Annotated in this window: 35 protein-coding genes; 34 read left to right on the top strand and 1 reads right to left on the bottom strand. The window is 42.2% G+C overall.

The window, feature by feature from the left end:
* The 6 genes from ACIQ6T_RS09800 to ACIQ6T_RS09775 all read left to right on the top strand — a co-directional run.
* A partial coding sequence (locus ACIQ6T_RS09800; protein ID WP_395785885.1) for a glycerophosphodiester phosphodiesterase occupies window positions 1-302 on the top strand: 302 nt, incomplete at its 5' end.
* Window positions 303-1,823 (top strand): GH3 auxin-responsive promoter family protein, encoded by a 1,521-nt coding sequence (locus ACIQ6T_RS09795; RefSeq protein ID WP_395785883.1) that lies wholly within the window; start codon window positions 303-305, stop codon window positions 1,821-1,823. It abuts the gene before it with no gap.
* Between the two features lies 1 nt (window position 1,824).
* On the top strand, window positions 1,825-2,277 hold the full coding sequence (locus ACIQ6T_RS09790) for a GatB/YqeY domain-containing protein (RefSeq protein WP_395785881.1): 453 nt from the start codon (window positions 1,825-1,827) through the stop codon (window positions 2,275-2,277).
* Window position 2,278: 1 nt separating this feature from the next.
* Window positions 2,279-3,319, top strand: coding sequence for a 23S rRNA (adenine(2503)-C(2))-methyltransferase RlmN (gene rlmN / locus ACIQ6T_RS09785; RefSeq protein WP_395785879.1), 1,041 nt, complete (start codon window positions 2,279-2,281; stop codon window positions 3,317-3,319).
* Between the two features lie 4 nt (window positions 3,320-3,323).
* Window positions 3,324-3,899 (top strand): bifunctional precorrin-2 dehydrogenase/sirohydrochlorin ferrochelatase, encoded by a 576-nt coding sequence (locus ACIQ6T_RS09780; protein WP_395785877.1) that lies wholly within the window; start codon window positions 3,324-3,326, stop codon window positions 3,897-3,899.
* A gap of 158 nt (window positions 3,900-4,057) precedes the next feature.
* On the top strand, window positions 4,058-4,669 hold the full coding sequence (locus ACIQ6T_RS09775) for a transposase (protein ID WP_395785875.1): 612 nt from the start codon (window positions 4,058-4,060) through the stop codon (window positions 4,667-4,669).
* A 106-nt stretch (window positions 4,670-4,775) separates the two neighbouring features.
* On the opposite strand, the gene fbaA is transcribed toward ACIQ6T_RS09775, so the two are convergent.
* Window positions 4,776-5,858 (bottom strand): class II fructose-bisphosphate aldolase, encoded by a 1,083-nt coding sequence (fbaA, locus tag ACIQ6T_RS09770; RefSeq protein WP_395785873.1) that lies wholly within the window; start codon window positions 5,856-5,858, stop codon window positions 4,776-4,778.
* 888 nt (window positions 5,859-6,746) lie between these two features.
* On the opposite strand from fbaA, the gene rplC reads away from it, so the two are divergent.
* The 28 genes from rplC to ACIQ6T_RS09630 form a co-directional block, all read left to right on the top strand.
* The gene (gene rplC / locus ACIQ6T_RS09765; RefSeq protein ID WP_395785871.1) at window positions 6,747-7,364 is read left to right on the top strand and encodes a 50S ribosomal protein L3; all 618 of its coding nucleotides are present in this window, start codon (window positions 6,747-6,749) and stop codon (window positions 7,362-7,364) included.
* Window positions 7,365-7,396: 32 nt separating this feature from the next.
* Entirely contained in the window at window positions 7,397-8,026 is a 630-nt protein-coding gene (gene rplD / locus ACIQ6T_RS09760; protein ID WP_395785869.1) for a 50S ribosomal protein L4, read from the top strand.
* Between the two features lie 37 nt (window positions 8,027-8,063).
* Complete coding sequence (rplW, locus tag ACIQ6T_RS09755; protein ID WP_395785867.1) at window positions 8,064-8,351, top strand: 50S ribosomal protein L23; 288 nt, start codon at window positions 8,064-8,066, stop codon at window positions 8,349-8,351.
* A 45-nt stretch (window positions 8,352-8,396) separates the two neighbouring features.
* Complete coding sequence (rplB, locus tag ACIQ6T_RS09750; RefSeq protein WP_395785865.1) at window positions 8,397-9,224, top strand: 50S ribosomal protein L2; 828 nt, start codon at window positions 8,397-8,399, stop codon at window positions 9,222-9,224.
* 3 nt (window positions 9,225-9,227) lie between these two features.
* Window positions 9,228-9,506, top strand: a complete 279-nt coding sequence (gene rpsS / locus ACIQ6T_RS09745; RefSeq protein WP_377983479.1) for a 30S ribosomal protein S19 — start codon at window positions 9,228-9,230, stop codon at window positions 9,504-9,506.
* A gap of 36 nt (window positions 9,507-9,542) precedes the next feature.
* Entirely contained in the window at window positions 9,543-9,917 is a 375-nt protein-coding gene (rplV, locus tag ACIQ6T_RS09740) for a 50S ribosomal protein L22 (RefSeq protein WP_395785862.1), read from the top strand.
* 23 nt (window positions 9,918-9,940) lie between these two features.
* A complete protein-coding gene (gene rpsC / locus ACIQ6T_RS09735) occupies window positions 9,941-10,756 on the top strand; it encodes a 30S ribosomal protein S3 (RefSeq protein ID WP_395785860.1) in 816 nt (271 codons plus the stop codon).
* Window positions 10,757-10,800: 44 nt separating this feature from the next.
* Complete coding sequence (gene rplP, locus ACIQ6T_RS09730) at window positions 10,801-11,220, top strand: 50S ribosomal protein L16 (RefSeq protein ID WP_377983482.1); 420 nt, start codon at window positions 10,801-10,803, stop codon at window positions 11,218-11,220.
* A 40-nt stretch (window positions 11,221-11,260) separates the two neighbouring features.
* Complete coding sequence (gene rpmC, locus ACIQ6T_RS09725) at window positions 11,261-11,452, top strand: 50S ribosomal protein L29 (RefSeq protein ID WP_395785858.1); 192 nt, start codon at window positions 11,261-11,263, stop codon at window positions 11,450-11,452.
* A 73-nt stretch (window positions 11,453-11,525) separates the two neighbouring features.
* Window positions 11,526-11,783, top strand: a complete 258-nt coding sequence (rpsQ, locus tag ACIQ6T_RS09720) for a 30S ribosomal protein S17 (RefSeq protein WP_315574841.1) — start codon at window positions 11,526-11,528, stop codon at window positions 11,781-11,783.
* A 42-nt stretch (window positions 11,784-11,825) separates the two neighbouring features.
* Window positions 11,826-12,194, top strand: a complete 369-nt coding sequence (gene rplN, locus ACIQ6T_RS09715; protein WP_377983485.1) for a 50S ribosomal protein L14 — start codon at window positions 11,826-11,828, stop codon at window positions 12,192-12,194.
* 41 nt (window positions 12,195-12,235) lie between these two features.
* Entirely contained in the window at window positions 12,236-12,571 is a 336-nt protein-coding gene (rplX, locus tag ACIQ6T_RS09710; RefSeq protein WP_377974648.1) for a 50S ribosomal protein L24, read from the top strand.
* A gap of 45 nt (window positions 12,572-12,616) precedes the next feature.
* Window positions 12,617-13,171 carry a 50S ribosomal protein L5 gene (rplE, locus tag ACIQ6T_RS09705; protein ID WP_395785855.1) on the top strand — a complete coding sequence of 185 codons (555 nt, stop codon included), beginning with the start codon at window positions 12,617-12,619 and terminating at the stop codon, window positions 13,169-13,171.
* Window positions 13,172-13,213: 42 nt separating this feature from the next.
* A complete protein-coding gene (gene rpsN / locus ACIQ6T_RS09700) occupies window positions 13,214-13,483 on the top strand; it encodes a 30S ribosomal protein S14 (RefSeq protein WP_377983488.1) in 270 nt (89 codons plus the stop codon).
* 76 nt (window positions 13,484-13,559) lie between these two features.
* Complete coding sequence (gene rpsH / locus ACIQ6T_RS09695; protein ID WP_130895432.1) at window positions 13,560-13,955, top strand: 30S ribosomal protein S8; 396 nt, start codon at window positions 13,560-13,562, stop codon at window positions 13,953-13,955.
* Window positions 13,956-14,006: 51 nt separating this feature from the next.
* The gene (gene rplF, locus ACIQ6T_RS09690) at window positions 14,007-14,564 is read left to right on the top strand and encodes a 50S ribosomal protein L6 (protein WP_395785853.1); all 558 of its coding nucleotides are present in this window, start codon (window positions 14,007-14,009) and stop codon (window positions 14,562-14,564) included.
* Between the two features lie 44 nt (window positions 14,565-14,608).
* Window positions 14,609-14,956: a 50S ribosomal protein L18 gene (gene rplR / locus ACIQ6T_RS09685; RefSeq protein WP_395785851.1), complete on the top strand. Its 348-nt coding sequence runs from the start codon at window positions 14,609-14,611 to the stop codon at window positions 14,954-14,956.
* A 6-nt stretch (window positions 14,957-14,962) separates the two neighbouring features.
* Window positions 14,963-15,481 (top strand): 30S ribosomal protein S5, encoded by a 519-nt coding sequence (gene rpsE, locus ACIQ6T_RS09680; RefSeq protein ID WP_395785849.1) that lies wholly within the window; start codon window positions 14,963-14,965, stop codon window positions 15,479-15,481.
* A gap of 35 nt (window positions 15,482-15,516) precedes the next feature.
* A complete protein-coding gene (gene rpmD / locus ACIQ6T_RS09675) occupies window positions 15,517-15,696 on the top strand; it encodes a 50S ribosomal protein L30 (RefSeq protein ID WP_377983492.1) in 180 nt (59 codons plus the stop codon).
* Between the two features lie 46 nt (window positions 15,697-15,742).
* On the top strand, window positions 15,743-16,189 hold the full coding sequence (gene rplO / locus ACIQ6T_RS09670; protein WP_395785846.1) for a 50S ribosomal protein L15: 447 nt from the start codon (window positions 15,743-15,745) through the stop codon (window positions 16,187-16,189).
* 17 nt (window positions 16,190-16,206) lie between these two features.
* Window positions 16,207-17,526, top strand: a complete 1,320-nt coding sequence (gene secY / locus ACIQ6T_RS09665; protein WP_395785844.1) for a preprotein translocase subunit SecY — start codon at window positions 16,207-16,209, stop codon at window positions 17,524-17,526.
* A 1-nt stretch (window position 17,527) separates the two neighbouring features.
* On the top strand, window positions 17,528-18,334 hold the full coding sequence (map, locus tag ACIQ6T_RS09660) for a type I methionyl aminopeptidase (protein WP_395785842.1): 807 nt from the start codon (window positions 17,528-17,530) through the stop codon (window positions 18,332-18,334).
* 10 nt (window positions 18,335-18,344) lie between these two features.
* Complete coding sequence (gene infA / locus ACIQ6T_RS09655; protein ID WP_092013982.1) at window positions 18,345-18,563, top strand: translation initiation factor IF-1; 219 nt, start codon at window positions 18,345-18,347, stop codon at window positions 18,561-18,563.
* A gap of 31 nt (window positions 18,564-18,594) precedes the next feature.
* Window positions 18,595-18,711 (top strand): type B 50S ribosomal protein L36, encoded by a 117-nt coding sequence (gene ykgO, locus ACIQ6T_RS09650; RefSeq protein ID WP_130895424.1) that lies wholly within the window; start codon window positions 18,595-18,597, stop codon window positions 18,709-18,711.
* A gap of 40 nt (window positions 18,712-18,751) precedes the next feature.
* Window positions 18,752-19,129 carry a 30S ribosomal protein S13 gene (rpsM, locus tag ACIQ6T_RS09645; protein ID WP_377983496.1) on the top strand — a complete coding sequence of 126 codons (378 nt, stop codon included), beginning with the start codon at window positions 18,752-18,754 and terminating at the stop codon, window positions 19,127-19,129.
* Window positions 19,130-19,174: 45 nt separating this feature from the next.
* A complete protein-coding gene (gene rpsK, locus ACIQ6T_RS09640; RefSeq protein WP_315574872.1) occupies window positions 19,175-19,570 on the top strand; it encodes a 30S ribosomal protein S11 in 396 nt (131 codons plus the stop codon).
* Window positions 19,571-19,671: 101 nt separating this feature from the next.
* Window positions 19,672-20,277: a 30S ribosomal protein S4 gene (rpsD, locus tag ACIQ6T_RS09635; RefSeq protein WP_395785838.1), complete on the top strand. Its 606-nt coding sequence runs from the start codon at window positions 19,672-19,674 to the stop codon at window positions 20,275-20,277.
* A 71-nt stretch (window positions 20,278-20,348) separates the two neighbouring features.
* The coding region (locus ACIQ6T_RS09630; RefSeq protein ID WP_395785837.1) for a DNA-directed RNA polymerase subunit alpha at window positions 20,349-21,152 on the top strand (804 nt) is incomplete at its 3' end.

Here is a 21,152-nt window from a genome sequence, read left to right as displayed (position 1 = left end):
TGCAGAGTTCTGATTTTCAGGTGTTGAAATATTGGCATAATGTTTGGGGGCGTGTCAGTTTATCGGCCTTAGTTGACAATGAACCACCTTCGTTTGTGCTAAAGGAATTGGGATTTACGCCGGCGATTTACAGTTCAAGTTACAAGCAATTGGATGGGGCGCGGATTGCGTTTAGTCATGCGAATAATATGCAGGTGATTCCGTGGACGGTGAATGTGCGTGAGGATATTCAAAAAATGATTGATTTGGGGGTTGATGGTTTGATTACTGATTACCCAAATCGTTCGCCAAAACTCCCGTAGATGTCCTTATTTAATGAGACTTTGTTGTGGTTTATGAAGCGGCGCATGCCGCGGATAGAGGAGATATATACGCGTCCTTTGGAATTACAGTATGATGGATTGACGCAACTGATTGAGGCTGGGAGAGATACGGAATGGGGTCGGAAGTATGGTTATGATGATTTTACGTCCTACGAAACGTTTCGTAGGCGTGTGCCCATTTCCACCTACGAGGAGATGGTGCCGTATATTGAGCGGATGATGCAGGGAGAGCAGCAGGTTTTATGGAATTCGCCGATTTCTTGGTTTTCGAAGTCGTCGGGGACGACGAATGCACGGAGTAAGTTTATTCCCGTTTCAAAGGAGGCGCTTGAGCAGTGTCACATGATGGGCGGAAAGGATATGATTTCGCTATTGATTCATAATAAGCCGGATACGAAGATTTTTGAGGGGAAGGGCTTGTCGATTGGGGGGAGTTTGTCAACGGACTCGATGAATTCTCAGATGTTGATGGGGGATGTATCGGCGGTTGTGATGAAGAATTTGCCTATATGGGCGCAGATGATTCGGACGCCGTCATTGGATGTGGCGTTGATGGGGGATTGGGATCAGAAAATTGAGAAGATGGCTTTGGAGACGTCTCAAGAGAATGTGACGAGTATTTTGGGGGTACCTACGTGGACGTTGGTGTTGATTGAGAAGATTTTAGAGATTACGGGGAAGCGGTCGATATTGGAGGTTTGGCCTAATTTTGAGTTTTTGGTTCATGGGGCGGTGGCATTTGGTCCATATCGTGATTTGTTTCAGTCGCATATCTTTCCGTCGTCGGAGGTTAGATTTTTGGAAATTTACAATGCGTCGGAGGGGTTCTTTGGCATTCAGGATGATTTAAATAAGCCGGATGAGATGTTGCTGATGCTGGATTACGGGATTTTTTATGAGTTTATTCCGATGGGGGAAACGGGAGAGGAGATGGATTCGATTATTCCGTTGGAGCAGGTGGAATTGGGGGTTAATTATGCAGTGGTGATTACGACGAATTCGGGTTTGTGGCGGTATAAGATTGGGGATACGGTTCGCTTTACGTCCTTGAGTCCTTTTCGCGTGAAGATTTCGGGTCGGACGAAGCATTTTATAAATGCTTTTGGGGAGGAGTTGATTATTGAGAATGCGGAGCGGGCGGTGGCAATGGCGTGTCGGGAAACGGGAGCTGAGATGAAGGATTATACGGCGGCGCCGGTGTATATGGATGGGGGGAAACGGGGGAGTCATGAATGGGTGGTTGAATTTTCGAAAGCACCGAAAGATTTGTGTACCTTTGCGGCTGTGTTGGATCAGAGCTTGCGGGAGAACAATTCGGATTATGATGCGAAGCGTTCGTATGATTTAGTTTTGGGTCCTCCGCTAATTCAGGTGGCGCCTCAGGGCACATTTTACAGCTGGATGCGGAGTCGCGGGAAGTTGGGTGGTCAGCACAAGGTACCTCGTTTGAGTAATCATCGGGAATTTATAGACGGAGTTTTGGCTCACATTAATCAATAACATGGCTTTAAAAGAAACAATTGAGGCGGGCATCAAAGATGCGATGCGTGCAAAAGATGCAGATCGTTTACGTGCGTTACGTGCGATTAAATCGATGATTTTATTGGAGGAAACTTCAGGGTCTTCTGATGGGGGTATTTCGGCGGATGCGGAGATGAAGATTTTGATGAAGGCTGCGAAGCAGCGGAAGGATTCGTTGGAGGTTTATGTGGCTCAAAATCGTCCTGATTTAGCGGAGAAGGAGCAAGCGGAGTTGACGATTATTGAGGAGTTTTTGCCCAAGCAATTGTCAGATTCAGAATTGACGACGCGTATTGCGGAGATTATTGCGTCTGTGGGTGCGACTAGTCCGGCGGATATGGGTAAGGTGATGGGTGTTGCGTCGAAGCAGTTGGCTGGTTTAGCGGATGGCAAGGCAATTTCGGCGAAGGTGGGTGAATTATTGAAAAAATAAGATGGTATTAGAGAAGCGGGCGATACGGAATTTGAGTTTGGAGATGCTGAAGCAGGAAATGGTTCAGCATGGGGAGCCTGCGTTTCGTGCCAAACAAGTATATGAGTGGATTTGGAAGAAGTCGGCGCGCTCGTTTGATGCGATGGGGAATATTCCAAAGTTGACGCGCGAGTGGTTGGCGGCCAACTTTGATTTACAGTGTGTGACGACTGCTGAGATGCAGGTGAGTACGGATCGCACGATTAAGTCGAGTTTCGCCTTGTATGATGATCATTTAATTGAGGGTGTTTTGATTCCGACGCGTGAGCGGATGACGGCTTGCGTTTCGTCGCAGGTGGGATGTTCGTTGACGTGCAGTTTTTGTGCGACGGGGTATATGGATCGGAAGCGGAATTTGGAGGCATTTGAGATTTATGATCAGGTGGTGTTGATTCGGGATCAGGCGCAGGAGAAATATGGAATTCCTTTGACAAATATTGTGTATATGGGGATGGGGGAGCCTTTATTGAATTATGCCAATGTGCTGAAGTCGGTGGAGATGATTACGTCGCCGGAGGGTTTGGGTATGGCGTCGCGGCGGATTACGGTTTCGACGGCGGGGATTGCTAAGATGATTAAGAAGTTGGGTGATGATCAGGTGAAGTTCAATTTGGCCTTATCGTTGCATGCGGCGAATGATGAGAAGCGAAATCGCATTATGCCGATTAACGAGTCGAATACCTTGGAGGCTTTGGCGGAGGCGTTGCGGTATTTTTATGAGAAGACGGAGAATGAGATTACGTTGGAGTACATCATGTTTAATAAGTTTAATGATTCGGTTGAGGATGCGCGGGAGTTGTATGAATTTGCGCGTCGTTTGCCGTGTAAGATCAATATTATTGAGTATAATCCGATTAAAGAGGCAGATTTTGTGAATGCGGAGGCGGATGCGTTAGCGAGGTTTACGGCTTTTTTGGAGAGTAAGAAGATGATTGTGAATGTCCGCCGGTCGCGCGGCAAAGATATAGACGCTGCTTGCGGGCAGTTGGCCGGTAAAAAATAAGCCCATGAATGAGCTTTTTCCCATATTTTTAAAGTTGGACCGTTTGAACACGCTGGTCGTGGGGGGCGGAAATGTGGCGCTTGAGAAGGCGTCTGCATTGTTGCGCAATTCGCCTGCTGCTCGGGTGACGATGGTGGCACCGATGTTTCGGGCGGAGACGTTGGAATTTTTGAAGGGTTATCCACAGGTTGTGCTGTTTGAGCGGGGATTTGAGTTGGCGGATTTGGATGGCCGGGATTTGGTGATTTGTGCGACGGATAATCGTTCGTTGCATGAGGAAATAAAAGAGGTGTGCGCGGAGCGTCATTTACTGTGCAACGTTGCGGATACGCCGGACTTATGTGATTTTTATTTGGGGTCGATTGTGCAGAAGGGGGATTTGAAGATTGCGATTTCTACAAATGGTAAGTCGCCTACTTTAGCGAAGCGGATACGGGCGTTTTTGGAGGATGTGATTCCGGAGGAGATTCAGGAGGGGCTTGAGGGGATGGAGGCTGTTCGGAAGACGTTGAAGGGGGATTTTCAGGAGAAGATTCGGGTGTTAAATGAGCTGACGAAGGGGGTGATATTTCGGAAGTAGCTCCTTACCTTTGCCAATCCTCCAAGGTTTGGCAAAGGTAGGGTGGAAAGGTGTGATTTTCAACGTTTGAACTTAGAATATCAAGAAGTTGATAACTTTAGATTTAGGCTATTAGGGGCGAATAAATGTGGTTAGATTTAATGAAAAATCTAACCACTATGTCGCAATTAGCTCATTATTTGACTCGTTTTCAATCGGGTAATTTTTATCATATTTATAATCGGGCCATTGATCGCAAGTTGATGTTTAAGTCGCGCTCGAATTATCATTATTTCATGCGGCTTTGGAAAAAATACCTTGATGGGTATTTGGATGTAGTTTCTTATAGCCTTAATGCGAATCATTATCATTTTTTAGTTCGTGTCCGCTATTTTAGTCCTGAGCAGCTTATGGGACGGACTGAGCACGAGTTGATTGCCGAACAGTTTAAGATCTTTTTTCGAACGTATGCGTTAGCTTTTAATAAGAATCATGTGCGGACGGGGTCCTTGTTTGAAGGGCCATTCAAGCGGGTGCTTGTTGGAGATAATTATTATTTGACTTATTTGATTCATTACATTCATACGAATCCGGAAAAGAATAAGTTATGCACTGATTTTAGAACATGGGATTGGAGTTCGTATAAGTACATTGTTAAACCCAGCGATTCTATTGTTGACAGGAAGTTTGTATTGGAATGGTTTGGGAGTCTTCGTGAGTTTACCCAATTTCATATGAAGGATAATCAAGAAGTTGATATTCGTTCTTTTTTGTCTGGGGATGAAGATTGAAAAAATCTTAAAATCTATACCTTTGCCAAACCTTGGAGGATTGGCAAAGGTAAGGGGGGGGCTGCGCAGCAGCCCCCCCCCTTATTAATTCAAAAATCTCGAAAGATTATAAGTATTGATTTGCGTTCGTGGCGTTCAAGTCTTCGAAAGCGGTCTTTAATCGAGTGACTAGCGTTTCTTCGCCCTTGCGTAACCACACACGCGGATCGTAATATTTCTTGTTTGGCACGTCGCTGCCTGTTGGGTTACCGATTTGTCCTTGCAAGAAACCCTCATTTGCCTTGTAGAAGTTTAGGATGCCTTCCCAAAGAGCCCATTGGGTGTCTGTATCGATATTCATTTTGATGGCGCCATAAGAAAGCGCTTCGCGGATTTCTTCGCGAGAAGAACCCGAACCACCGTGGAATACAAAGTTGATGGGTTTCTCAGCTGCCAAACTATATTTCTCTTTAATGAATTCTTGCGAGTTCTTTAAAATGACAGGTTGTAATTTGACGTTACCTGGCTTGTAAACTCCGTGTACGTTACCGAATGCTGCAGCGATGGTGAAACGGGGAGAGATTTTGGATAATACTTCATATGCATAAGCCACCTCTTCTGGTTGGGTATATAATTTAGATGAGTCAACGTCCGAGTTATCCACGCCGTCTTCTTCGCCACCTGTTACGCCTAATTCAATTTCGAGTGTCATGCCCATTTTAGACATGCGCGCTAAGTATTTGGCACAGATTTCTAAGTTTTCTTCCAAAGGCTCCTCTGATAAGTCGATCATGTGCGAAGAAAATAGCGGTTGGCCAGTTTCTGCAAAGTATTTTTCGCCAGCATCCAAAAGACCGTCTATCCAAGGTAAAAGTTTCTTTGCGCAGTGGTCGGTGTGTAGGACAACTTGAACACCGTAGGCTTTGGCCATGTGGTGAACGTGGTATGCACCTGCGATTGAACCGGCGATGGCTGCGGCTTGGTTTTCATTTGAAAGGGTTTTCCCAGCATAGAAAATACCGCCACCATTTGAGAATTGAATGATTACGGGCGAGTTGACAGCTTTAGCAGCTTCTAAAACGGCATTCACCGTATTTGTCCCTGTAACGTTTACAGCTGGAAGAGCAAACTGGTTTTTTTTTGCGATCTCGAATAATTCCTGCACCGCATCTCCGTGCAATACTCCTGTTTGAGTGGATAAACTTGACATAATGATTTTTTTTCTTTGGAAATAAATATAAACTACCTGATTTTCAGCAAGTAAGGGTCAAAAATACTAAAATAAGTTCAATTTTAAGGCATGAAAATGAGAAAAATGCAATTTTAAGGTAGTCGTCAGTCGCTAGTCGTCAGTCACTAGTCCGGAGTCCGGAGGGGATAGTGATCAGTAGTCAGTAGTCAGTAGTTAGTCCGGAGGGAGTGAGTCCGGAGGAGAAGCCAGTCATTACTCAGTCACTAGCCACTGACTACTGACCACTGACTACTAACTCATAGTTAAAAGCAAATAAACTTTGTTCTTATTTTTCCTTCGGACTGACTACTGACCACTGACTACTAACTCATAGTTAAAAGCAAATACACTTTGTCCTTTTTTTCCCTTCTGACTCCGGACTCACCCCCTCCGGACTTCGGACTAACTACTCATTACTAGCTACTGATAACTAGCCACTCCGCCCTAATTCCTTGATTTTCAAAATATTTTTACACAACCTATTGCACGTGTTATTTTTTTCTGTACCTTTGCACTCCCGTTCGACAAACGTAGTTTTCAATTCCGAAAGAGGTTGGCAGAACTTCTCGAATTTATTTAAAACATAGAAATACGTGTCGAAACAGGTCTAAAATTGAGATAAGCTCGATTTTTGTGTTAGAACTGGTATTGATTTATGAACGCTGAATGCCCAGCCCATGAATTAAATATTAAGCTACACAAGGTGTTTTTCACTGTTATCCACAGTGGTGTCATCTTGTCGCCTTTTACCAATTCTGCTTTTTATTTAATGTGATTCTTAGATCGTTGCGAAACGATTTTGAATAAAAGTCTTACAACAAGCCTAGATAGCCTTGTAAGCATATTTTTTAATTATAAAAAAATACTATGTCTGGAATTATTGGTAAAAAAATCGGAATGACCAGCCTATACATGGAAGACGGTAGATCCGTTGCATGTACGCTGATTGAAGCCGGACCTTGCGTGGTTACGCAGGTGAAGACCGTTGAGAAAGAAGGCTATAACGCCGTTCAAATCGGTTATGGTGAGAAGAAGGATAAGCACACAACAAAATCATTGTTGGGTCACTTCAAAAAAGCAAACACAACTCCAAAGAAGAAACTTGTTGAATTTCGCACGTTTGAGCAGCCTTTAGCATTAGGGGATGTTTTAACTGTTGATATGTTAGAAGTGGATACTTACGTAGACGTTGTAGGTACTTCAAAGGGTAAAGGTTTCCAAGGGGTAGTAAAGCGTCACGGATTTGCCGGTGTGGGTGGTCAAACTCACGGTCAGCATAATCGTGGGCGTCACCCAGGTTCTATTGGAGCTTGTTCATTCCCATCTCGTGTATTCAAAGGTTTGCGTATGGCGGGTCGTACAGGAGGTAATCGTGTAAAGGTTCAAAACTTACAAGTTTTGAAAGTGTATTCAGATAAGAACTTATTAGTTGTTTCTGGGTCAGTTCCTGGAGCTAAGAACTCATACGTAATCATTGAAAATTAAAATTCGGGCATAGCCTATAGACATTCTGAAGTATGGAATTATCAGTATATAACATCGCAGGAAAAGATACCGGAAAGAAAGTAACCCTTTCTGATGAGGTCTTTGGAATTGTTCCAAACGAGCATGTGGTTTACTTAGATGTGAAGCAGTATTTAGCTAACCAACGTCAAGGAACTCACAAAGCTAAGGAGCGTGCAGAAGTTTCGCGTTCGACGCGTAAGATTAAGAAACAAAAAGGTACGGGTGGTGCGCGTGCGGGTTCGATGAAATCTCCTTTGATGAAAGGTGGTGGTCGTATCTTCGGTCCACGTCCACGTGATTACCATTTTAAATTGAATAAGAAAGTGAAGTCATTGGCACGTCAATCTGCGTTAGCAGCTAAGGCTCAGTCAGGTGATATCGCGATTTTGGATACAATTGCATTTGATGCACCAAAAACCAAGGCATACTTAGCTATGTTGAAAGCTCTTTCTTTGGATAATACAAAATCATTATTGATCATGAATGACGTGGACAAGAATGTAGTATTGTCTGGTCGTAATGTTCCAAAGGCTAAAGTTTCAAACGCGGCTGATGTGAATACATATGATTTGGTTAACGCATCGAAATTGTTAATTACGGTGGATGCGATCCAGAAAATTGAGTCAACATTTAGTAAATAATTTGCGGGACTTCGGTTCTGTTTAAACGAAATAAACAATGGGCATTATTAAACGTCCGGCCTTGACTGAAAAGTCGCAAGCCATGCAAGAGAAAGGCAAATACGTGTTTGTGGTTGAATTGACTGCGAACAAGATTGAAATTGCCAAGGAGGTTAAGAAAATGTACGGTGTCGATGTACAAGATGTACAAACGATGCGTCAAATTGGAAAAGTTAAATCCAAGAGTACACGTAGTAAAGTTACTTCAGGGCGGACGTCTACTATTAAGAAGGCAATCGTTACAGTAGCAGCAGGAGAAGTAATTGACTTCTACCAAGGAATTTAATAAAAATAAGTAAGGGGGTTCATCCCGATAAATTGAACTAATTAAATGGCAGCAATTAAAAAAATTAAACCAACTACTCCAGGACAGCGTCATCGCATTGCGCCGACGTTCGAGGAGATTACTACGGACAAGCCGTATAAGCCCCTTTTGGAGCCTATCAAGCGTACCGGTGGACGTAATGCAGATGGTCGTCGCTCGATGCGTTACATCGGTGGTGGTCACAAGCGTCGTTACCGTGTGATTGATTTTGCGCGTCAAAAGTTTGATGTACCTGCAACTGTTTTGACAGTTGAGTATGATCCAAATCGTACGTCACGTATCGCTTTGATCGAATATACAGATGGTGTTAAGACGTATATCTTAGCTCCTGCAGGAATTCAAGTAGGCCAAACAGTTATCTCGGGTGAGTCAGTGGCTCCGGAAGTAGGTAACACATTGCCTTTGGCAAATATCCCTTTGGGTACATTAGTTCATGCGATTGAGTTGCAACCAGGTAAAGGAGCTGAAATGGTTCGTTCGGCTGGTACGTATGCTCAGTTGTTAGCGCGTGATGGAAAATATGCAACATTGAAGTTGCCTTCAGGTGAGATGCGTATGGTATTGGCTCGTTGTCTTGCGACAATTGGAACTGTATCTAACTCGGATCACATGAACGTTAACCTAGGTAAAGCAGGTCGTCATCGTTGGTTAGGTCGTCGTCCACGTGTTCGTGGTGTTGTAATGAACCCAGTTGATCACCCGATGGGTGGTGGTGAGGGTCGTTCATCAGGAGGTCACCCTCGTTCTCGTACCGGTTTATTGGCTAAGGGTAAGAAAACTCGTAATCCAAAAAAACACACTAATCGTCTTATCATCAGTAGAAGAAAAAAATAGTAGATGGCACGTTCACTAAAAAAAGGTCCTTACATTGATTACCGCCTTGATAACAAGGTTCAAGTTATGAATGATTCTGGCAAGAAGTCAGTAATCAAAACTTGGTCAAGACGTTCAATGATTTCTCCGGATTTCGTTGGTCACACATTCGCGGTTCACAATGGGAATAAATTTATTCCGGTTTATGTAACTGAGAACATGGTTGGTCACAAGTTGGGTGAGTTTTCACCAACGCGTAATTTCCGTGGTCACATTGCGAAAAAAGACAAAGGTAAAAGATAATAAAAAGGCCGTCAGGTCTTGTAATCAATATTGAAAATGGAAGCAATTGCTAAATTAAGAAATGTTCCTACGTCGCCTCAAAAGATGCGTATTGTCGCAGACATGGTTCGTGGACAGAAAGTATCCAAAGCGTTGGGTATCTTAAAATTTGAGCCCAAGGTTGGTGCGCAGGCTATCGAGAAATTATTGCTCTCAGCCGTTTCTAACTGGCAAAACAAGCATGTGGATGCTAAAATTGAGGAGTCAGATTTATTCATCAAAACGATATTCGTTGATGGAGGATCTTCAATCAAGCGTTTACGTCCTGCTCCGCAAGGAAGAGGTCACCGCATCTTGAAGCGTTCGAATCACATTACCATTGTAGTTGCATCTTCGGAAGCTCCTATTTTGGCAGAAACTACAGCAGAATAATAGACTATTAGATAAAACAAGAAATGGGACAAAAAATTAACCCTATTGGATTAAGATTAGGTATCGTGAGAGGTTGGGATTCTAATTGGTACGGAGGAAAGACTTTCGCTGATAAGCTTGTCGAAGACGAGAAAATCAGAAAGTACGTTGCCGCTCGTATTCCAAAAGGATCTATCTCAAAAGTTATTATTGAGCGTACTTTAAAGCGCATTACGTTGACAATCAACACAGCTCGTGCTGGTGTGGTTATCGGTAAGCAAGGTGCTGAAGTAGACAAAGTAAAGGAAGAGTTAAAAGCAATCACAGGCAAGGATGTTCAAATTAACATCTTTGAGATTAAGCGTCCAGAAATCGATGCGAAGTTGATCGGTGAGGCAATTGCTCAACAGTTACAAGCTCGTATTTCTTTCCGTCGTGCCATGAAGCAGGCTATCGCGTCAGCGATGCGTGTGGGAGCTCAAGGAATTAAATTGAAATTATCAGGTCGTTTAGGGGGTGCTGAAATGGCACGTTCTGAGGGATATAAGGAGGGACGTATTCCTCTTCATACGCTTCGTGCGGATGTTGACTATGCGATCTCAGAAGCGTTAACTGTTTACGGAAAGATCGGTATCAAGGTATGGGTTTTCCGTGGTGAGGTTTTCGGTAAGCCAGATTTGTCGCCAAACGCGAACATGGGTTTACAGTCTACAGCAGCAGATTCTCGTCCAGGTGACCGTGGTGGTCGTCCAGGTGACCGTGGTGGTCGCGGACGTCGTCCAGATGGTGATCAAGGTGGAGATCGTAACAAAGCAGGTGGTCCAGGAGCGGCTAACCGTGGTCGTGGCGGGAAACGCTAATTGCCTAAAATTAATTTAGAAATAGATATTAGACTTTTAAGAAGATGTTACAACCAAAAAGAACGAAATTTCGTAAGTCACAGAAAGGCCGTGTAAGAGGTGTTGCTACCCGTGGTCACGAAATTGATTTTGGATCATTCGCTATTAAATCATTAGAGCCGGGACGTATTACTGCACGTCAAATTGAAGCAGCTCGTATTTCGGTAACTCGTGCTATGAAGCGTGAGGGCCAGGTTTGGATTCGAATTTTCCCAGATAAAGTGATTACAAAAAAACCTGCAGAGGTTCGTATGGGTAAAGGAAAGGGAGCTCCTGAGTATTGGGTAGCGAACGTTCGTCCAGGAACTATTTTGTTTGAATCGGCGGGTGTACCGTTGGCGTTAGCGCAGGAAGCGTTACGTTTAGCTGCACAAAAATTGCCGATGCGTACGAAATTTGTTGTACGTAGAGATTATTCAGAATAGGTTTTAAACCTGGAGGTTTAAACATCCAAATAGCATTGTTATGAAAAACGCAGAAATAAACAAATTAGGAGTAGACGAATTGAAAAAAGCCATTACGGCAGAGCAAGAGAACTTGACTCGTTTGAAATTAGCTCACGCTATTTCACCGATCGAGAACCCAATGCGTATTCGTGAAAACCGGAAATTGATTGCCAAATTAGAGACTGCTCTAACCAAAGCAATTAACGCTTAAGATTAATTAATTTTTAATAGACCGTGTCAAAATATAGCTCATGGTCAATTGTTTAACAAGTAACAAACCAACGATGGAACAGAGAAATCTAAGAAAGGTAAGGATTGGGAAAGTAGTTAGTGATAAGATGGATAAATCAATCACGTTAACTGTTGACCGTAAGGTAAAACACCCATTGTACGGAAAATTCGTACAGAAGACTACAAAATTGATGGCACATGATGAAAATAACGATTGTGGTATCGGTGATACAGTGAAAGTGATGGAAACGCGTCCTCTTTCTAAAAATAAGCGTTGGAGATTAGTTGAAATTATCGCAAAAGCGAAATAAGACTACTTGTTAATCAAATTTTAATTTTAAAGATCAAAGATAATGTTACAGCAGGAATCAAGATTGGGTGTAGCGGATAATTCTGGAGCAAAAGAAGTTTTAGTGATTCGCGTATTAGGCGGTACCGGTAAAAGATATGCTTCGATAGGCGATAAAATTGTCGTTTCTGTTAAATCAGCACTTTCATCATCTAGTATGAAAAAAGGTACGGTTTCTCGCGCAGTAGTAGTGCGCACCAAAAAAGAAATTCGTCGTAAGGATGGTACTTATATTCGTTTCGAAGATAACGCAGCTGTGTTATTGAACGCAAATGATGAGCCAAGAGGAACGCGTATTTTCGGGCCAGTTGCGCGTGAGTTACGTGAAGCAGGATTTATGAAAATTGTTTCCCTAGCCCCAGAAGTTTTATAAGATAGATGACATATTGGGCAGCCAATAGAAAGAATCATACAATGGAAAAGAAAATTATCAAGCAAACAAAATTGCACATCAAGAAAGGTGATACTGTGATGGTTATCGCTGGTAACGCTAAAGGTAAAACTGGCGTCATCAAAGAAGTAATCACAGAAAAATCGCGTGCTATCGTAGAAGGTGCTAACCTGCAAACGAAACACGTAAAACCTTCAGCAAGTAATCCACAAGGTGGTATCGAAAAGCGTGAGGGATCAATCCACATCTCAAACCTAATGGTTGTAGAGAATGGAAAGGCTGTTCGCACGGGTCGTAAGTTAAATGAGAAAGGTAAATTACAACGTTACTCTAAGGCAACAGGTAAGTTTATCGCATAATATTGAATGTAAAACGTGGGTCGGAAATCCACAAAATATAAGAAAATGGCAGTACCTAGATTAAAAGAGCGTTATCTGAAGGAGGTTGTACCAGGCTTAAAAACTAAGTTCGAATACAAATCAGTTATGCAAGTACCTAAGATTACTAAGATTGTAATCAACAAGGGTGTTGGAGCAGCAGTATCCGACAAAAAATTAGTTGACGTTGCAGTAGAAGAAATTACTCAAATTGCTGGTCAAAGAGCAGTTGCTACGATTTCTAAGAAAGCGATCTCAAACTTTAAGTTGCGTGAGAATATGCCAATTGGCGTGAAAGTAACGTTACGCGGAGATCGTATGTATGAGTTTTTAGATCGTTTGACTACGGTTTCTTTAGCTCGTGTACGTGATTTCAAAGGAGTATCAGAGAAAGGTTTCGATGGCCGTGGTAATTATACCTTAGGCGTAAAGGAACAAATTATTTTCCCTGAAATTTCAATTGATAAAGTTTCAAAAATCTCTGGTATGGATATCACGTTTGTGACGACTGCTCCTACGGATGAAGAAGCGTATGCTTTATTAGCTGCGATTGGAATGCCTTTTTCAAATATCAAAAAATAAGTGGCCTTTAGGCTTTAATAACACCTTTAAAATTTTTACAAAATGGCTAAAGAGTCAGTAAAAGCAAGAGAAAGAAAACGCGAAGCAACTGTAGCAAAGTATGCAGTTAAGCGTGCAGCTTTGAAAGCAGCTGGAGATTATGTAGGATTAGATAAATTACCTAAAAATGCTTCTCCAGTGCGTTTACACAACCGTTGCAAATTAACTGGTCGTCCTCGTGGATACATGCGTAAGTTCGGCATTAGCCGGGTAACGTTCCGCGAAATGGCGTCCAACGGTTTAATTCCAGGGGTTACAAAATCCAGCTGGTAAACTAAAATTTGATTAATTAAATTCATTTTTGTAATTTTGCAGGCCATTTTAACGGCATGCGGCAAATTTAAAAGCAATGACAGATCCAATAGCAGATTATTTAACCCGATTGAGAAATGCCTTGAAGGCACGCCATAGGGTAGTTGAAATTCCTGCTTCCAATATTAAAAAGGAAATCACGAAGGTGCTTTTTGATAAGGGATACATTTCAAACTATAAGTTCGATGATTCTTCCGTTCAAGGAACAATCAAGATAGCTTTAAAGTACAACTCAGTAACGAAGCAACCTGCTATCGTTAATTTGACACGTATTTCTAAACCAGGTCTTCGTAAGTACAATGGCGCTGAGGAGTTGCCACGTGTATTGAATGGTCTTGGTATCGCCATCTTATCTACTTCAAAAGGAGTAATTACAGATAAGGAGGCTCGTACACTTCACGTAGGTGGAGAGGTACTTTGTTACGTATATTAATTGTTTCACGCTGAAAGGGGGCAACTCGTAATTTAAGCAAATCATATTTTTATGTCTAGAATTGGAAAAAAGATTATCACGTTACCTGCAGGAGTTACTGTAGATATTAGCGCGGGTAATTTAGTGACTGTGAAAGGCCCAAAGGGGACTTTGTCGCAGCAAATTGATCAGGATATTATCGTTAACATTGAGGATGGTGTGTTGACTGTAGCTCGTCCAACTGAGCAAAAGCGTCACAAAGCGATGCACGGTTTATACCGTTCATTGATCAACAACATGGTTGTAGGTGTAAGTGAAGGTTATAAGAAAGATTTGGAGATTATCGGTGTTGGTTACAAAGCCGCGAATCAAGGAAATATTTTGGAATTAAGCTTGGGATATTCTCACGCTATTTTCATGTCTATCCCTAGTGAAATCAAGGTTGTTACTGCGATGGAAAAAGGTAAAAGCCCAATGGTTTCTTTAGAAGGTATCGATAAGCAATTGATCGGGCAGGTAGCTGCCAAAATTAAGTCACTTCGCCCTGTCGAGCCTTACAAAGGTAAGGGTGTTCGTTTCTTAGGAGAGCAAGTTCGTCGTAAAGCTGGTAAAGCAGGCGGTAAGAAATAAATAGTAAGCGTGGGCCGGAAATCCACACAAACAAGTTAACAACAATGGCAACAACAAAAAATTTACGTAGAACCCGCATCAAACGTGCGATACGTGCTAAAATAGCTGGTTCAGCTGAGCGTCCGCGCTTGACAGTATATCGTTCTAATACGGCAGTTTATGCACAATTAGTGGACGATTTAGCTGGAAAAACATTGTTTTCAGCAACTTCTTACAAGAAGGATAAAGTAAACAATAACATCGAAGCTGCTAAAACAGTAGGTTTAGCAATCGCAAAAGCGGCTTCAGCTGCTGGTGTTACGAAAGTAGTTTTCGATCGTAACGGTTATTTATATCACGGAAGAATTAAATCATTAGCTGAAGGCGCTCGCGAGGGTGGCTTACAATTTTAATAAGATATGTCGCAATTACAAGCAAAACCTGTAAAGGTTAACGAAGGTGAGTTGAAGGAGAAGGTAGTAGCCATCAACCGTGTTGCTAAAGTAGTAAAAGGTGGTCGTCGTTTTAGTTTCTCTGCCATCGTGGTAGTAGGAGATGGGAACGGTGTCGTTGGATACGGTTTAGGAAAAGCAAATGAAGTTACTGACGCGATCACAAAAGGGATCGAAGATGCGAAGAAGAATTTGTTCCAAATTCCTTTATTGAAAAAAACAGTTCCTCATGAGCAACTAGGTAAATTTTCAGGTGGTTTCGTTTTGATCAAGCCAGCTGCTCCGGGTACAGGATTGATTGCCGGTGGTGCGATGCGCGCCGTGTTAGAATCTGCTGGCATCCATGATGTCCTTGCAAAATCTAAAGGCTCATCAAATCCCCACAACGTGGTAAAGGCAACAATCGATGCGTTAGTGAAAATGCGTGCGCCACATACGGTAGCGTTCCAACGAGGCATTTCGTTAGCAAAAGTATTTAATGGATAATCAGAGCGCCTTGTGCCTCACTAATAGAACAACCGATGTCTAAAGTTAAAATTACTCAAGTAAAAAGTGCTATAAAGCGCCCAGAAGTACAGAAACGTACGATTCAAGCGTTGGGATTAGGTAAAATCCGTCAGTCCGTAGAACATGAATTAAATCCAGCTATTGCCGGAATGATTCGTGCGGTAGGTCACCTAATCGTAGTAGAAAATATTTAATTAACACGCGAGTTGCCAGAAATGGCAGCGTTAAGCCCCAATTACAATGAAATTATCGTCATTAAAGCCCGCTGAAGGCTCAGTTAAAGTAAGAAAAAGAGTAGGTCGTGGTCAAGGTTCCGGTTTAGGTGGAACTTCTGCTCGTGGACACAAAGGAGCTCAGTCTCGTTCAGGTTATTCACGCAAGCGTGGTTTTGAAGGAGGTCAAATGCCTATCCAACGCCGTGTTCCTAAATTCGGTTTTAAGAATATCAACCGTGTAGAATACAAAGCAATCAACTTAGATACGTTACAAATATTAGCTGATGCAATTGGTTCGAACGTAATCACATTTGAAACACTTTACAGCAACGGTTTAGTATCTAAGTCTGACTTAGTGAAAATCCTTAGTCGTGGAGCTGTTACTTCTGCATTAGAGGTTACAGTAAAAGGTTTCTCGGGTGCCGCTAAAGCTGCTATTGAAGCTGCTGGCGGTAAAGCAATTGTTGGTTAATCCCCTATTCTAATCGAATGAACAAGTTAATAACAACTTTCAAGCATATCTTCTCGATTGAGGAATTAAGAGGCCGTATTTTAAATACGTTACTTTTTATCGCCTTCTTTCGTTTAGGTTCTTATATCGTTCTACCTGGTGTAGACGCAACGAAGCTTTCTCAACCAGGTGACGGCGGTCTATTTGGCTTGTTGAACATGTTCTCCGGTGGAGCCTTAAGCAATGCATCTGTATTCGCGCTAGGTATCATGCCGTACATCTCAGCTTCCATTGCGATTCAGTTATTGACGATTGCCCTTCCGTATTTCCAAAAAATGCAAAAAGACGGTGAGTCTGGTCGCAAGAAATTGAACCAAATTACCCGAATTCTAACCATTTTTGTCACTGCGGCGCAAGGTTTTACCTACCTGCAAGTAACCATTCCTGCTGAGGCTATCTTGGTAGATCCTTGGTTCTTCCGTCTTTATGGAGTTGCGATTTTAGTTGGTGGTACGATGTTTTGTATGTGGTTGGGTGAGAAAATCACCGACAAGGGTATCGGTAACGGTATCTCCATGTTGATTATGATCGGTATCGTTTCGCGGTTTCCAGCATCTATTTTACAAGAAGCGGGATCTCGTGGTATGTCTGGAGCCTTATTGTTTATTATTGAAATAATTGCCCTATTCTTTATTGTGATGGGTGCTATCATGGTCACACAAGCTGTTCGACGTATTCCAGTTCAATACGCAAAGCAGGTAGTTGGCAGTAAAATGGCCGTAGGTGGAGAGCGCCAATACATTCCTTTGAAGTTAAACGCGTCAGGTGTTATGCCAATCATCTTTGCTCAAGCATTAATGTTTATACCAGGTTTAGTAGCTCAATCTTTTGCTGATAAATCTGAATTTGCTTCCTCAGTAGCGCAGTCGTTTGGCGACTTTACTACGTGGCAGTACAATGTGTTGTTTGCTTTCTTGATTATTGTATTTACATTTTTCTATACAGCAATCTCGATTAACCCAACACAAATTTCAGACGATATGAAGCGTGGTGGCGGTTTCGTACCAGGTGTTAAGCCAGGTGAAGAAACAGCTGGTTTTATTGCGAGCATCTTGGATCGTATTACGTTGCCAGGTGCTGTGATGTTATCGATTATTGCGATTCTTCCGGCGGTTGCCAACTTGTTTGGTGTGACGCGTGGATTTGCTTCGTTTTTTGGTGGAACATCTTTGTTAATCTTAGTGGGCGTAGTATTAGATACATTGCAACAAATAGAAAGTTATTTGTTGATGCGTAAGTATGAGGGTTTAATGCAGTCGGGACGTGTAAAAGGTCGTTCTGAAGTGATCACTCGTTAGGATGATTTACTTAAAGACGCTAGAAGAGATGGCCATCATTCAAGCGAATGGGGAAATTCTTGGAAAGTGTCATGCCGAAGTAGCGAAAGCCATAAAGCCGGGAGTTACAACGCTCGAATTAGATCAGATTGCTTACCAATTTATTAAGGATAACGGAGCACATCCTTCCTTTTTAAATTACCAAGTAGGAGATAAAAAGTACGCATATTCCTTGTGCATTTCAGTGAATGACGTAGTCGTTCACGGATTACCAGGGGATTTGACTTTGCAAGACGGAGATATTATCTCGATTGATGCAGGGGTGTACAAAGATAAATTTCATGCCGATAGCGCTTATACCTATGGAATAGGTAGTGTAGCTGCTGAGGTACAAAAATTAATGCAAGCGACAAAAGAGTCCTTGTATCAGGGTTTGAATCAAGCCCATGTGGGTAAGCGAACCGGTGATGTTGGTAGTGCGGTGCAGTCGTATACGGAAGCATTAGGCTACGGGGTTGTTCGGGAATTAGTAGGTCATGGTGTAGGTAAAAGCCTACATGAGAGTCCGGAAGTTCCTAATTATGGACGCCGCGGTGATGGAGCTAAATTGAAGGAAGGCATGGTTATTGCGATCGAGCCGATGATCAATTTGGGGAAACGGCAGATTTCAGTGGATAAGGATGGCTGGACGATTCGAACAATTGATCGCAAAGCGAGTGCCCATTTTGAGCATACGGTAGGCGTGACAAAGGAAGGACCGAAAGCGCTAACAACGTTTGCTTACATTGAAGAAGTATTAAAAACATCAACTGTATTGTTGAACATTTAAATTAAGGATTATGGCCAAACAATCTTCGATAGAAGTAGACGGAATTATTTTGGAAGCTCTTTCGAACGCTATGTTTCGGGTAGAATTAGAGAATACGCATCAAGTGATTGCCCACATTTCAGGCAAGATGCGGATGAACTACATTAAGATTCTGCCGGGAGATAAAGTGAAGTTGGAAATGTCACCCTATGATTTAAGTAAAGCTAGAATTGTTTATCGTTATAAGTAAAAAGAGGGTTTAACCCATAAATGTAAATAAAATGAAAGTTAAAGCATCTATTAAAAAGCGTAGTGCAGACTGCAAGGTGATTCGTCGTCACGGTAAGCTTTACGTTATTAACAAGAAGAATCCTAAGTTCAAACAAAGACAAGGATAATTCAAACTAAATTGATTAATCACAACAATTAATTACCTATATGGCTCGTATTGCAGGGGTTGATATTCCCGACAAAAAAAGAGGAGAGATTGCATTGACTTATATTTTTGGTATAGGTCGCAGTACTGCTCAGAAAATTTTAGCGAAGGCAGCGGTTTCCGTTGACAAGAAAGCTGGTGAGTGGAACGATACGGAAGCGAATGCGATCCGTGCGATCATCGCGGCTGAATTCAAAACAGAAGGTCAGCTTAAGTCTGAAGTTCAGTTGAACATCAAGCGTTTGATGGACATCGGTTGTTACCGTGGATTGCGTCACCGTAAGGGTCTTCCAGTACGTGGCCAGCGCACCAAAAACAACTCACGTACTCGTAAGGGTCGTCGTAAAACAGTTGCTAATAAGAAAAAAGTAACTAAGTAATAAGTAGAGGAAATTCCTCATACCCAATTTTATTTATCAAATAGTATGGCACAAGCAAAAAGAAAAGATAAAGCGAAGAAACGGGTTGTTGTAGTTGAGCAAGTTGGTCAAGTACACATCAAAGCTTCCTTTAACAACATCATTATCTCCATTACAAACTCAGCAGGTCAGGTGATCTCTTGGGCATCAGCAGGAAAGATGGGTTTCCGTGGGTCTAAGAAAAACACGCCCTATGCAGCACAGATGGCAGCATCTAACTGCGCAGCGGTAGCTGTTGAAGCAGGAATGAAGAAAGCAGAGGTTTTTGTAAAAGGGCCGGGTGCTGGACGTGAGTCTGCTATCCGTACCATCCAAAACTCGGGCATCGAAGTATCACTTATCCGTGATATTACGCCAATGCCTCACAATGGATGTCGTCCTCCAAAACGTCGTCGCGTTTAATAATTTTTATGCAGGGGTAATTAGTAATTATTTTCCCCCGCTTTTATTCACAATTTAATTACTTCACTGCACATAAGAGGTGCAATGACTTTTAAAACAAAATGGCTAGATACACAGGTCCAAAATCCAAGATTGCGCGTCGTTTCGGCGAACCAATTTTAGGTCCGAGCAAAGCATTAGCTCGTAAAAATTATGCTCCAGGAATGCATGGTAAAGGGAAACGTTCAAAAGTTTCTGAATATGCCATCCAATTGAAGGAGAAGCAAAAGGTAAAATACACGTATGGTATTTTAGAGCGTCAGTTCGAAAACCTATTCCACAAAGCCGCTGTTAAAGAGGGCATCACAGGTGAGAACCTTTTGAAATTGTGTGAAGCACGTTTAGATAACACGGTTTATCGTTTGGGTATTGCACCTACACGTCGTGCGGCTCGTCAATTAGTTATTCACAAACACATTATTGTCGACGGTGAAGTAGTAAATGTGCCATCTTACTCTTTACGTGCAGGTCAATTGATCGGAGTTCGTGAAAAATCGAAGTCGTTAGAAGTTGTGACAATCTCATTAGCTGGTCGTTCTCCAAAACGTTACAACTGGTTAGAGTGGTCTGAAAGTGATATGGTTGGTAAATTTTTGGCTTACCCAGAAAGAGATCAAATCACAGAAAACTTCAACGAGCAAGCAATCGTCGAGTTGTACTCTAAATAATCCGTGGGATTCTTTAGATAAAAATAATAGTACCAAAAACGTTTTTTCAGTATCATTTTAAGCTACGAAATATGTCAATATTAGCATTCCAAATGCCCGAAAAAGTTGTGATGGAGAAAGCCGATGACTTTCACGGGTTGTTTGAGTTCAAGCCTCTCGAGAAAGGTTACGGTGTTACCATTGGTAACGCACTTCGTAGAATCCTACTTTCTTCATTAGAAGGGTACGCGATTACAAGTGTCAAGATCGCAGGTGTTTTACACGAGTTTTCTGCCATCGAAGGTGTACATGAAGATGTTTCTGAAATCATCTTAAACTTGAAAAAAGTTCGCTTTAAGAAAGCGCAAGAGATTTTAGAGAATAAAGTGACATTGAGAGTAAAAGGCCAAACAGCCATTACTGCCGGTGATATCGCGAAATTCACGCCTTATTTTACTATTCTAAATCCAGATTTAGTTATCTGTCATTTAGATGCTTCGAAAGAAGTGGAAATTGAATTAATCATTGAAAAAGGTCGCGGTTACGTGCCAGCTGATGAGCCTCGTGCAAACGAACTTGCTTTTGGTCACATCGCAATCGACTCAATCTACACCCCGATCAAGAACGTTAAGTTCAGCATCGAAAATACGCGTGTAGAGCAAAAAACAGATTACGAGAAATTAGTTCTTGATATCGAAACGGATGGTTCTATTCACCCGGAAGATGCATTGAAAGGTGCTGCTTATATCTTGATCCAACACTTTATGTTGTTCTCTGATCAAACAATGACGTTTGAAACTCCGAAAGCAGAAGAAGACAATGTCGTAGATGAAGAAATGCTTCACATGCGCAAGCTATTGAAGACTTCATTAGCTGATTTAGATCTTTCTGTTCGT

It is taken from the genome of Aquirufa sp. (genome assembly GCF_044377215.1).
Classification (GTDB): Bacteria; Bacteroidota; Bacteroidia; order Cytophagales; family Spirosomataceae; genus Aquirufa.
The sequence above is the reverse complement of the archived record's forward strand: the minus strand, read 5'-3'. Positions and strand labels throughout refer to the sequence as shown.